A 12,233-nucleotide genomic window follows, 5' to 3' on the forward strand; every position below is an offset into this window, starting at 1 on the left:
GCCTTAGCTGACCGCCTCCACCACGGCGGCGCGCAGCTCGGGTATGCCCATGCCGTATTCGCTCGACGTGACGAGAATGTCGGGATGCGCGGCCGGACGCTTGCGGGCCTCGGCAGCCGTGCGCTCGGTCACTTCGATCAGTTCCGACGCCTTGATCTTGTCCGCCTTGGTCAGGACCATGCGGTAACTGACCGCGGCCTTGTCGAGCATCTCGAGAATCTCGCGATCGACGTCCTTGATGCCGTGGCGCGAGTCGATCAGCACGAGCGCGCGCTTGAGCACGTCACGTCCGCGCAGGAAGTCGTTGATGAGGAAGCGCCACTTCTTGACGACGTCCTTGGGCGCCTTGGCAAAGCCGTAACCGGGCATGTCGACGAGGCGGAACGCGAGCGGTGCGCCGACGTCGAAGAAGTTCAGTTCCTGCGTGCGACCCGGCGTGTTCGACGTACGCGCCATCGAATTGCGCCCGGTGAGCGCGTTCAACAGCGACGACTTGCCGACGTTCGAGCGACCGGCGAACGCCACCTCCGGCACCGATGCGTCGGGCAGGAATTCGAGCGTCGGCGCCGACTTCAGGAAGCCGACATGGCCTGCGAACAGCTTGCGCGCATGCTCCAGCATCTCGGGCGTGAACGGCGCATCCGTCTGCTCCAGGTCGGGGCCTAGATCCGAGCCGGGGGTAGGAACGTCGTTCACTTGGTCACCGGCACTTTCAGGCCCGGATGGCGGGCGTACAACAGCTTCTGCTGCAGGATGGTCAGGCAGTTCGACGTGATCCAGTACACCTGGAGACCGACCGCGAACGGCGCCATCACGAACATCAGAACCCATGGCAACAGCGCAAAGACCTGCTTCTGCGTATCGTCCATCGGCGTCGGGTTCAGCTTGAACTGGAAGTACATGCTGATGCCGAGGATGATCGGCACGACGCCGATCGCGATCATGTGCGGCGGCGTGAAGGCGAGCAGGCCGAACAGGTTGAGCGGCGTCAGCGGATCCGGCGCGGACAGATCCTTGATCCACGCGACGAACGGCTGGTGACGCATTTCGATCGTCAGCATCAGCACCTTGTACAGCGCGTACATGATCGGGATCTGTAGCAGCGTCGGCGCGCAACCCGCGAGCGGATTGACCTTCTCCGCCTTGTACAGCGCCATCACTTCCTGCTGCATGCGGACCTTGTCGTCCTTATACTTCTCTTGCAGCAGCTTCATCTTCGGCTGGACGGCGCGCATCGCGGCCATCGACTTGAACTGGCGCTGCGCGATCGGGAACAGCAGGCCGCGGATCGTCACGGTCAGCAGGATGATCGCGACGCCGAAGTTGCCGACCATGCGGAACAACCAGTCGAGATAGTAGAAGATCGGCTTTTCGACGATGCGGAACCAGCCCCAGTCGATCGCGTAATCGAGCTTGGCGACGCCGCCGGCCTGATCGGTGTAGCGATCGAGCAGGCGGACTTCCTTGGCGCCTGCGAAGAAGCGCGAGACCTGCGTGATCGACTGGCCGGGTGCGACCTGCTTGGGCTGGAGCGCGTAGTCTGCCTGGTACGCCTTGTTGGCGCCGGCGCGGAACTGGCCGTCGAATGCCTGGCCCTGGTCGGGGACGAGTGCTGTCAGCCAGTATTTGTCGGTGAAGCCGAGCCAGCCGCCGGTGGTCGTAAACTTCTGTGCGGCCTCGTCGATGTCCTTGTAGTTCGGACGGTAATGCGCGCCGCTATTGTCGACCGACATCGGGCCGACATGGATCGTCATCGACGACGGATCCTTCGAGACGCCGACGCGGTTGACGAGGCCGTAGGTGGCGACGGGGACGGGCGCGGTGCCGGCGTTGAGGACGGTCTGGCGGACCGTGAACATGTAATCCTGGTCGACCGCGATCTGGATGCGGAAGCGCTGGCCGGTGGCGTTGGTCGCGTCGAGTGTGACCGGCGTGGTCGGCGTCAGCGTGGTCGCGCCCGAGGGCGTCCAGACGGCGTCGGCCGCTGGCGGGGCTAGGCCCTGTGCACGCCAGCCGAAGCTCGCGAAATAGGCATCGGGCGCGCCGGCGGGCGACAACAGGCGGATCGGCGGCGAGTTCTTCGCGACGGTCTCGTCATAGCCCTTGAGCACGAGATCATCGATCCGCGCGCCCTTCAGGTTGATCGAACCGGACACACGGGGCGTCTCGATGCGGATGCGCGGGGTGCTGGCGATGACCGCGTTGCGATCGCCGATCGCGGCGGCGCCGTCCGCGGCCGGATCGGCGGCGGGGTTGGCGACGGCCTTGGTCTTGCCGCTCTCGATCCTGGTGACCGGCGGATTCGCGGTCGGGAAGAACTTGCCCTGGATCAGCGGCCATCCGAACAGGATCAGCGCCGCGATCACCGCGAACAGCACGAAATTCTGCTTGTCGTCTTTCACAGGGCGGCGTCTTTCAGTTTCTTGTCGATGTCAGGGACTGGCCCAGGAACCGGGTCGGGTCCGTACCCGCCCCACGGATGGCAACGTGCGATACGCTTCGCCGCCAACCAGCCTCCCTTGAGCGCGCCATAGCGCCCAACGGCCTCTATTGCATAGGCGGAACACGAAGGATCGTAGCGGCAGCTCGACGGCAGGACGAGTGAGGGGCCCAGTTGCCAGCCCCGCGCGATGAGGATGAGGAGGCGGGCTAGCATGGTGTGGCTGCCGTTCGCCCGACCTCAGATTGTATCCCCGTGAAAGCGGGGACCCAGACTGGGCTCCCGCCTTCGCGGGAGAACAAGGAGCGGCGGTCAGGCGCGGATTCTGCACCGCGCCACCCAAACCTAAGTACCACCCCGGCGAAGGCCGGGGTCCAGTTGGGGGACATAACTAACGATTGGCGGTGCTGTATCATGGCTGCTTTCCCACCTGGTCCCCGGCCTCCGCCGGGGTGGTGGTATGCGCTGAGGTGTTAGCAGCAGCTTGCGGCGTGACCTTGCGGAACGCCTTGCCAAGCTCGGTCCGCAACAGCGCGTAATCCCGCTCGATCCCGCCATTACGCCCGATCAACACGTGATCGGCCCCCGCAACGCCACGCTCCGGCAACACCTCACGCGCCAACGCCCGCAACCGCCGTTTCATGCGGTTCCGGACGACAGCGTTGCCGATCTTTTTGGTAACGGTGAATCCGATTCGCATCGTCGCGTCACCGTCATCGCGGGGGCGCATGAGCAGGACGAATCCCGGCATCGGTGCGCGCTTCCCCGCATTCGCCGCGAGAAAATCGCGGCGCTTGTCTAGAATGGTTAGGCCGACAGCTTCTTGCGACCGCGGGCGCGGCGTGCGTGGATCACTGCCCGGCCGCCGACCGTCGCCATCCGTGCGCGGAAGCCGTGACGGCGTGCGCGTACCAGGTTGCTCGGCTGAAAGGTCCGCTTCATTGGTCATTCCCTAGGTCATCAAATAGAAAACGGCCGCCACGGGGACGGCCTTGATGGCTGGGCGCTTACGGAAACGGGCGGCGTAAGTCAATTCGCACCCGTGGCGACCGAGGCGCTTTTCGATGCCTTCGCCCGCTCGTGCCGTCGCATCGCGCTCTGCCGCCGCATCATCCGATCGACGAAGTGCCCCGCCTTCGGCCACCGTCGCTTCAGCCGCGCCCATCGCAGCCGGGCCCGCGGCGAATTGCGCAGGACCAGAACCATCCCGCCCGCGAACACGAAGATCCCGGCAGGTCCCGGCAAGGGCGCGAGGATCGGTGCGCTCACGATCAGCAACCCGCCGAGAATCAGTTGGCTGATGCGGAGGAGGGGCGAGCGGACTGCTTTCACGGAAGGCATGTGGGTCCGGTGTATTAGGTTCGCAAGACGGTGCGGCTCGGCATTCGCGTACCACACAGGCTTGCGGATATACCGGATCCGGTATGAATACAGCGTGACGTCATAGTCGCAGGGGAGCGGGCATGGCGGCGATCGTAGCGACGGTGGCGTATCTAGGACTCGAGGCACGCGCGGTCGAGGTGCAAGTCCAACTGATTCCAGGACTTCCCGCGTTCAACGTGGTCGGACTGGCCGACAAGGCAGTCGGCGAAAGCCGCGAACGCGTGCGCGGCGCCATCGCCGGGATGGGCCTGTCGCTGCCTCCGAAACGGATCGCGGTGAACCTGTCGCCGGCCGATCTGCCGAAAGAAGGATCGCATTTCGATCTACCTATCGCGCTGGCGTTGCTCGCCGCGATGGGGGTCGTCGATGCCGAGGCGCTGGCGGATTACGTGATCGTGGGCGAACTCGGGCTCGACGCGCGAATCACGGCGTCGCCGGGTGTGCTGCTGGCAGCGTTGCATGCCTCGGAGGTGGGGAAAGGGCTCGTATGTCCTGCAGCGCAAGGTTCGGAGGCTGCCTGGGCCGGGGAGATCGAGGTCATCGCCGCACCGGACCTCCTGTCGCTGCTCAACCACTTCAAGGGCCATGGCCTACTCAGCCCGCCCAAGCCGGGTATCGCCGAACAGGCCGATCACGGCCCCGACCTGCGCCAGGTAAAGGGCCAGGAAACCGCCAAGCGCGCGCTCGAGATCGCCGCCGCCGGGTCGCACAACCTGCTGATGGTCGGTCCGCCCGGATCGGGCAAATCGCTGATGGCGTCCTGCCTGCCCGGCATCCTGCCACCGCTGGATCCTGCCGAGGCGCTCGAAGTATCGATGGTCCAGTCGGTGGCCGGCACGCTGTCCGGCGGCCGACTGACCCGCACGCGGCCGTTTCGCGCCCCCCATCACTCCGCATCGATGGCGGCGCTCACCGGGGGCGGCCTCAAGGTGAAGCCGGGCGAAGTCAGCCTCGCCCATCTCGGCGTGTTGTTCCTCGACGAGCTTCCCGAGTTCCAGCGCGCCGTGCTCGATTCGCTCCGCCAGCCGCTGGAGACGGGAACGGTCAGCGTCGCCCGCGCCAATGCCCACGTCACCTTCCCCGCGCGCGTCCAGCTGATCGCGGCGATGAACCCGTGTCGCTGCGGGCATCTGGGCGATGCGAGCCTGGCCTGCGCGCGCGCGCCGAAGTGCGCGGCGGACTATCAGGCCAAGGTGTCGGGCCCTTTGCTCGACCGGATCGATCTGCACATCGACGTCCAGGCGGTCAGCGCCGCCGACCTCATCCTGCCGCCACCAACCGAAGGCTCGGCCGAGGTGTCCGCACGCGTAGCCGCCGCCCGGGCGATCCAGTCCGACCGCTACCGCGATCACCCGGTTCGCACGAACGCGGAGGCGGATGGTGCATTGCTCGATACCGTCGCCACCCCCGACGAGGCCGGGCGCAAGCTGCTCGCCCAGGCCGCCGAAGCGATGCGCCTGACCGCCCGGGGCTATACCCGCATCCTCCGCGTCGCCCGCACCATCGCCGATCTGGCCGGCAGCGAAACCGTCGGCCGCATCCACATCGCCGAAGCACTCAGCTACCGCCGTCAACCGCCAAGAAACTGAACGCGCGCGGTTTGCGTCACCAAGTGGCTTGCGGCGGACGAAAGCATCGTCTAGCCAACCCGCCGCTGCCCCTGTGGCGAAATTGGTAGACGCGACCGACTCAAAATCGGTTGCCGCAAGGCATGCTGGTTCGATTCCGGCCAGGGGCACCAACCACGAATTCCAACGCATCCCAAACCGTCCCGCAAGGGGCGGTTTTTGGTGTTGTTACAGGGTTGTGTGGCGTCCCACCGCATCCCATTGTTACCCCATGCAGCGACGATCATTTGGGGGCACTTCGGGGGCACCGAGTTCAGTGGGTGGGGGCACCGAATGCTGACCGATACGGCCATCAAAAAGGCGAAGCCGAAGGAAAAGGCTTACAAGCTCGGCGACTCCGGCGGGCTATATTTATTTGTCATGCCGAGCGGCTACCGCAGCTGGCGCATGAAGTTTCGATTTGCGGGCAAGGAGAAGCGTCTGGTGTTCGGATCGTATCCCGACACGACGCTGCTCCAGGCGCGCGCGATGCGGGAAAACGCGGCCAAGCTGTTGCGGGACGGCGTCGATCCATCGGTGCACAAGGTTCAGCAGGCAGCGGCGCAGGTCGCTCGCGTGGGGGCGACTTTCAAGACGATCGCGGAGGATTGGCTGGTCAGCCAGGATGCAACCTGGTCGAAGCGGTATGCGCAGAACGTGAGGAACAGCTTCGTGCAGGATGTCTATCCGAAGCTCGGTCACCTGCCGATCGATGCGATCACGACACCGCTGGTGCTGAAGGTGTTGCGACCGGTCGAGGAACGCGGCGCGATCGAAACGGCGCATCGTATCCGGCAACGAATCTCGGAGGTCTTCGCGCGCGCGATCGGCAGCGGCATCGTGGCGACGGATCCAGCAGCGGTCGCGCAGCGTGCGCTGTCACCGATCAAGCGCGGCAAGCAACCCGCGGTGCGGACAGTGGAAGCCGCGCGAATCGTTTTGCGCAAGGTCGAGGAACAGCCGGCGCATCCGCTGACGAAGCTGGCGTCGCGCTTCCTGTCGCTGACGGCGGTGCGCTCGGGCGTGCTGCGCATGGCCGAGCCGAAGGAATTCGAGGGGCTGGGAGGACCGGAGCCGATCTGGCGTATCCCGGCCGCAAAGATGAAACTAGTCGTCGACCAGAAAGAGGATGCGGCCTTCGAATTCATCGTGCCGTTATCCAGGCAGGCGGTCGAGACGATCACCGTCGCGATGGAATTCGTCGGGAAGGGGCCGCTGATCTTCCGCAGCGTGCGCCATCCGCGCCGGCCTCTGAGCGACAGCACGCTGAGCAAGGCCTATCGGGAAGCCGGGTTCACGGGGCTTCACGTCCCGCACGGTTGGCGATCGACGTTCTCGACCGTCATGAACGAGCTGGCGGGCGTGGAGAGCAGGGTAGGGGATCGCGCGATCATCGACCTGATGCTGGCGCACGTGCCGAGCAACAGCGTCGAGGCCGCGTACAACCGCGCCGCCTATATGCCGCGCAGGCGCGAGCTGGCGCAGGAATGGGCGGATATGCTGGTCCAGGATCTCGCGCCGCTGGAATCGTTGCTGACGGGGCTGCGGCAACACGCCTGACGCGCGTGGGAGCTGCGGCATGACCGCGCGCTCTTTCAACGAGGTCACTACCGGCGTCCGCGACCGCGCACGGTCGAACTCGCACGTTCGGCGCAACAGTCATAATGCCGGTGGCTCGGAAGTGTCCCTGTGGCGGACACACAACATGTTCCCGAAGACCGAGCACAACGCGCGGATGCGCGCGGCGGAGGCGTTCGATCACGAGACGAAGCTACCGGGGAAGCGCAACGGCGCGCTTGGCGCGATCGGGCTCGAAGTGCTGCGCTGCCTGTTGCGCCTGCGCGGCCGTACGGACGGCCGGCTCGATCCGACCTACCAGTGGATAGCTGACAAGATACATCGGTCGCGCAGCGCCGTAGGCGAGGCGCTCGATCGCCTGAAGGCGTGCGGCTTCCTCGATTGGATTCGGCGTTGCGTACCGATTGAAAACGCCGAACCTGACGAGCAGCAGAGCGAGCAGATCTCGAACGCCTTCATCCTGCTGCAGCCGCCAACGGTGCGCGAGTGCGTCCGCCGGATGCTCCGTAAGCCGAGCGAGTTCGTCCGCGCTGTTGCCGAGAAGCTGGCACGGCAGAAGAAGTTGGACACCGCGCCGGTCGACGACGTGATCGCCGAGGTCCAGAGCCCCGAGCTGCGCGCCATCCTCGCCCGTGTGCGCGCTTTTGTTGATAGTGCAAATCCGCCGAGCGGTCACACAGAGGCCCTGTAAGATCTAATTATAGGAGGAACGCCTTTGGCGTGCGCAGTTTGAAGCTCCACCAAGCCCCCGAGGCCTAGAACCCAACGGGTTCAACATCCAGCGACCGCGGGTGAGCGTGCCGGCTTGCGCCGTCCCGTGCATCCTGGGGAGGATGAGTGAATTCCGTTGCGCAACCGATGCTCGTCTGGACGTGTGCGGAATGTCGGAACGCAAGCAACTGACGGTTTCCTAAACCGTAGGCCGCGTGTTCAAATCTCGCCGGGGGCACCAGTTTTTCCGCCATTTCCTGAGGTTTTCGACCTCATTCAAACACGCGAAACGCGCGGATAGCTACGGTTCGCGTGGGCACAATAGGGGGCACAGTCTGTTCCCGCTACGATCCGCTTTTAAGGCGACAGGTCCCTGCCCCAGCTAGATTTGTACAGTTAGGCACGATGCCGACAGCCATCGCCTTGGGGCACAGCCGGGGGCACAAAAAGTGGCACAATGCGCGACACACGTCTGAACTTAATTTGATGTCACTCCTGGCAGCGCCCCAGGTTGACCGAGCTGTACGAGGATGCCGGTGTACGCGGCGCTCATGCCCTGCTCCCGGCCGATGACATGATCCTGCCCCGCCGACCCCCAGAACATTGTTAGAGGCCAACACTCGAGCCAGTGCGGCAGCAGGATCCGCAGGGCGAACCGGACGGCCGAGGTATCCCCTCGCACGGCGCTGGACGCTTACATAGCTTAACGAACGACGTCGACAGCGAGCTTAACGAGCATTCTTTCGCGGCGATCGAGCGGCATTCAGAACCTGAGACGGTAAAACGGGAAGCGGCTCGCAGAATATAAAATAGCACGCGGGAGAAACATAATATCCATAACATCCGCAGTTTTCTGCGGGTTTCAGGGTAATCTCAGACCTAATATCGTTATAACCAGATTATAGTTTTTCTATGTAACCAAAGACACATAAAAAACCGTGGAATATCAAAGACATTAGGGTTTTGAGCGGTAGAGGTTATGGTGAGATTAGGGTTCCGCCCTAATAATTTAGACGTGGATTATCAGACGGTTAGCCCGCCGAACTGGAAGAGATTAGCAATATTATAGTTTTCCCAGGGGGTGGGGGTAGCCTGATCGGGAAGGCGGACGCATGATGACGCATCTTGACCACGAGGATGGACGCAATGACGACACAACTCGAGACGCTGCTTGCCGGCGGTGAAGGGTATGAGGTTTCGCGTTCCGGTGGAGGCGCAAGCTTTCGGCCCTCCGGCAGTTCACCGGCTGAGTTAGACGCCTTTCAAAGAATAGCTGATGAACTCGTCGGAAACGACGGACGGGGATACGAGATCTTTAAGGATAACTTCTCAAGCGATCATGGTCATAGATTATATGACTTAATCATGGTCACGTTTCCTACGGCCTAGCAAAAGCGATCGGTTCAGATAGTATGTTAAATACGCTAAGCGACCGCTCGAGCGCGCTCCATCCTCATAATTTAACTGACGGCGAACTGCTATTAATAGGTCGACTAATTCGTGCCTGTGCAGAGATCGACGAGATTGCAAATCTCTATGTTACCCAATTGACGGGTGTGGAAGAATTTCAGTCTCTCTTAATTTATGGAAGAATGGCTACGTCGACTAGATTGCAAATTGCCGAACGCTTTGCAAAGTTAAAAGGCGAATCGGCACTGAAGCTTCATAAGGAATGCTTCGCGAATGACGAATACGAAAACATTATTAAAATTCGAAATACGGTTGCCCACGGAAATCTACTCGGCAAAACCGACGACGGCTCGATAGCCTTTGAGATGCAACAAACGACCGGCCACGAGGAAAACAGATTTTTCACGACGGTGAATGCTTACTCGTCTGAAGCATTCGAGGGCCTGACTGATATCGCAGTGGCTGCTGTCGACCAGCTACTTGATCGGCTTGATCTCCGCGCAGCTCGAGACGCGCACCGAAAGAAGGCGTTGTCACCGCACCCAAATCACCGACCCAAACGCCACATCGGTGCTGAGGCGAGCGTTGCTTAACATTCCCGCCGAAGCGCACTAATTGGCACGCGCGCAAACCGCCTCAGATGGCTGCGCGGCATCGGATCAAGGCCGTCCTCAGGTCCGGACCAGTACGAGGGGACGATGATGGGCGATAAGATGCCGGAGGGTGACACAGATCTTCTTGCCGGCCTTCGCGCGCAGGTTTCAGCTTCGTTGAAGGGCTTCACCGCCGAACGACCGCCAAGCCTTCCGGGTGCTTTGACCTTCTCGTATCGACCCGAGACGGCGCGCTTCCCGGTACCGGAGCTTGTCCTTTACCTGTTCCGCGACATCATGGGCTGGACCTATTTCGGTCCGTGGGAAAAGGTGCGGTGGACTGTGATCGGCGCAGTCGATGGGCAGCCGATTGCGTTCGAGCTGCGGAAGTTCGGTTTCACTATCTCGCGTCCGCCTGACCGTCCAGATCTCGATCAGCGGATCGAGGGCCAACTGATAGATGCTCTCAAGCGTGTTGAACGCCATCTTGCGCCGGTCGCGCGAGCGCAAGTGGCCAACGGGGAGGTCCTCGTCATCAACCGCTTCTATGAGTTCGACGAACGCTACCGTTTTCTACGTGATCTCGCAGATCGCGCCTACCTTGCCGGCTCTGACCCACCACAGACGTCGGTTGATGAGACTTCGAACGAGCCCGTCCAAGACCAGCTTAACCGGATAACCTCGGGCTGGAACTCCCGCACTACCTCGCGGCGGCACGGGTTCTTCCTATCGAGCGCTATGATTGACGCTTGGTTCAGCTGCCTCGAACATCGCCTGGCTTTGCTCCGCGCCTTCACCGGGCGGCCTATTGCCGAGGGGGAGCTACTGGCCTTTCTCACCGCCAAATGGGACGAAAAGTTGAAGGCCGTACTTTCGAAGCCCTTGCCGCGAGAGGCTGGACTCCTGCTTGGGCGGCTACGTGTCGTCAAGGAACGGATCCGCAACCCGCTCGCACATGGTGGCGTCGAGAATGACCTCGGATCGCTATTCTTCTATTTGCCAAATATCGGGTCGGTACCTGCTAATTTTAGCGGCCACGGAAAGAGCGCACGCTTCTCAATATTGCCGGTTGGTCCGCGAGACCATGACGAGATCTGCGAGCTGTTCGATGCGGTCGATCAGCTGTTGTCGACTGGCGAGCTAAGCGCCCCCAATCAGATTCTTCAGGGGGGAGTCGACCCCGCATTCGATGCAAGTAGCCTCGAGGGCTATGCCGACGCGATCGCAGGAGATACTGATCATGTTGAAGCGTTCGTAGACGCGTGGTCCAACAGCTGGGAGCTCCACGTCAACATGGACTATTAAGGGGGAAATCATTGCGCGGGCCTGCAAGTGATCTGTGAGAACGCCGGAGCAACGGTCCGATTTTTCGCCCATGGCTGAGGTCTTACCTCGGATTAACGCTCAAGTTCGTCGCGGTACGATCGTCCGCGCGATGTCTCCCGTGGGAGTTTACTGGTCACAATCGGCACTTCACGAAGACGCCTCCTATGTGGTCCGCAATGACCTCATATTTATTGCTTGCCACTTTGACCAAGATTCACACGAGGGCGATTACTATTCGGAATATGATGAGCCGACGCCTGAAGAAATTCGTCTACTCGCTTCTCTCGCGCTTCCGATAGGAATAGGTCGCGGATCGCTGGTTCTATACCCGTCCGCTACTCGGATACGCCTCGACGAACGTCGACGGCTGGACGATCCGGAGGTCATCGCACAAGTTGAGAAATTACTGCGCTGTGCAATCGCATTGGACGTAGAACGGGCAACAGGTGAAGCGCCCATCCCCATGCCGCCAGCCGAGTACCGCCATTTTCACTGGCCCCTTCCAGTCTCGATGCACGAAGATATACTCCGTAATATCGACAGTACCGATCATCTGATGACTAGAGGACTCTCTACTTGGATGAAGGGGTCGATGATTAACATGCACAGGACCTTTGGTGAAGAGGCCCATTACCCGCTCTGGATCTCGCTTGACGCCTCGTTTGCTATTGTTCAGGGAATTATTCGCGCTACAGGTATCGCAAACCCATCGGCGGCAGATTGCCAGAGGTTCGTCCACGAAGCCTTTGGCGAAGAAGATAGCGGGTTAAAGTACTTCGAAGAGTTCTACGAGGATCGCATAATGACGATGCATCCTGAGAACCGTTTCGGTACGTTTGCCTTCGCTCCGATTATGCACAGCGACTTTTACGCGCTTCATCGCGCACTTCGTGAAGTGTATAGGTACGTTTTAATAGGCGAGGTCGTTGATCCCCAGGAAGCGTTCGACAAGACGTAGCTTGGGCATCGGCATGCTTCAACACCGCCACCTAAATTGAAGGCTTTAAGTGCACCGAACCGCACCCAGGCAAAGCCGCGTCAATCCGGAATTCGGCCTAGGACCTGGGCCGTGTTCCGGCGGTTCCGTAATTGCACCTTTTGCGCCACGGAAAGCGCGCGGGCGAGGCGAGGCGCAAAGCTTGTGAATTGGGGGCGCAACCTTGGCTGCGAGCGATGCGACAGGCC

The 12,233-nt window shown here is 61.7% G+C and carries 13 protein-coding genes and 1 tRNA gene; 8 read left to right on the forward strand and 6 right to left on the reverse strand.

Annotated features, from left to right (window positions below; translation table 11 throughout):
• Window positions 1-3 precede the first annotated feature (3 nt).
• From yihA to U1707_RS07805, 6 genes are all read right to left on the reverse strand, one after another.
• Window positions 4-621, reverse strand: coding sequence for a ribosome biogenesis GTP-binding protein YihA/YsxC (yihA, locus tag U1707_RS07780; RefSeq protein ID WP_332799796.1), 618 nt, complete (start codon window positions 619-621; stop codon window positions 4-6).
• Between the two features lie 71 nt (window positions 622-692).
• Entirely contained in the window at window positions 693-2,402 is a 1,710-nt protein-coding gene (yidC, locus tag U1707_RS07785; RefSeq protein ID WP_332799504.1) for a membrane protein insertase YidC, read from the reverse strand.
• Window positions 2,399-2,656, reverse strand: coding sequence for a membrane protein insertion efficiency factor YidD (gene yidD / locus U1707_RS07790; RefSeq protein WP_332799505.1), 258 nt, complete (start codon window positions 2,654-2,656; stop codon window positions 2,399-2,401). The genes yidC and yidD overlap by 4 nt, the downstream gene beginning before the upstream one ends.
• A 196-nt stretch (window positions 2,657-2,852) precedes the next feature.
• Window positions 2,853-3,191, reverse strand: coding sequence for a ribonuclease P protein component (gene rnpA / locus U1707_RS07795; RefSeq protein WP_443025667.1), 339 nt, complete (start codon window positions 3,189-3,191; stop codon window positions 2,853-2,855).
• Window positions 3,192-3,247: 56 nt separating this feature from the next.
• Window positions 3,248-3,382 (reverse strand): 50S ribosomal protein L34, encoded by a 135-nt coding sequence (rpmH, locus tag U1707_RS07800; RefSeq protein WP_031393806.1) that lies wholly within the window; start codon window positions 3,380-3,382, stop codon window positions 3,248-3,250.
• Window positions 3,383-3,469: 87 nt separating this feature from the next.
• The gene (locus tag U1707_RS07805) at window positions 3,470-3,781 is read right to left on the reverse strand and encodes a hypothetical protein (RefSeq protein ID WP_332799506.1); all 312 of its coding nucleotides are present in this window, start codon (window positions 3,779-3,781) and stop codon (window positions 3,470-3,472) included.
• Between the two features lie 122 nt (window positions 3,782-3,903).
• Here U1707_RS07805 and U1707_RS07810 point away from each other — a divergent pair, with 122 nt between their 5' ends.
• From U1707_RS07810 to U1707_RS07845, 8 genes are all read left to right on the forward strand, one after another.
• Window positions 3,904-5,412, forward strand: coding sequence for a YifB family Mg chelatase-like AAA ATPase (locus tag U1707_RS07810; protein ID WP_332799507.1), 1,509 nt, complete (start codon window positions 3,904-3,906; stop codon window positions 5,410-5,412).
• Between the two features lie 67 nt (window positions 5,413-5,479).
• A tRNA-Leu gene (locus tag U1707_RS07815) sits at window positions 5,480-5,564 on the forward strand.
• A gap of 160 nt (window positions 5,565-5,724) precedes the next feature.
• Window positions 5,725-6,990 (forward strand): tyrosine-type recombinase/integrase, encoded by a 1,266-nt coding sequence (locus tag U1707_RS07820; protein ID WP_332799508.1) that lies wholly within the window; start codon window positions 5,725-5,727, stop codon window positions 6,988-6,990.
• Between the two features lie 19 nt (window positions 6,991-7,009).
• Window positions 7,010-7,699, forward strand: a complete 690-nt coding sequence (locus tag U1707_RS07825; protein ID WP_332799509.1) for a replication protein A — start codon at window positions 7,010-7,012, stop codon at window positions 7,697-7,699.
• Window positions 7,700-8,865: 1,166 nt separating this feature from the next.
• Window positions 8,866-9,108 (forward strand): hypothetical protein, encoded by a 243-nt coding sequence (locus U1707_RS07830; RefSeq protein WP_332799510.1) that lies wholly within the window; start codon window positions 8,866-8,868, stop codon window positions 9,106-9,108.
• A gap of 23 nt (window positions 9,109-9,131) precedes the next feature.
• The gene (locus U1707_RS07835; protein WP_332799511.1) at window positions 9,132-9,722 is read left to right on the forward strand and encodes a hypothetical protein; all 591 of its coding nucleotides are present in this window, start codon (window positions 9,132-9,134) and stop codon (window positions 9,720-9,722) included.
• A 105-nt stretch (window positions 9,723-9,827) separates the two neighbouring features.
• Window positions 9,828-11,027 (forward strand): hypothetical protein, encoded by a 1,200-nt coding sequence (locus U1707_RS07840; RefSeq protein ID WP_332799512.1) that lies wholly within the window; start codon window positions 9,828-9,830, stop codon window positions 11,025-11,027.
• A 70-nt stretch (window positions 11,028-11,097) separates the two neighbouring features.
• Window positions 11,098-12,006 carry a hypothetical protein gene (locus U1707_RS07845; RefSeq protein WP_332799513.1) on the forward strand — a complete coding sequence of 303 codons (909 nt, stop codon included), beginning with the start codon at window positions 11,098-11,100 and terminating at the stop codon, window positions 12,004-12,006.
• The last annotated feature ends 227 nt before the right edge of the window (window positions 12,007-12,233 follow it).

Source organism: Sphingomonas sandaracina, assembly GCF_036663695.1.
Classification (GTDB): Bacteria; Pseudomonadota; Alphaproteobacteria; order Sphingomonadales; family Sphingomonadaceae; genus Sphingomonas.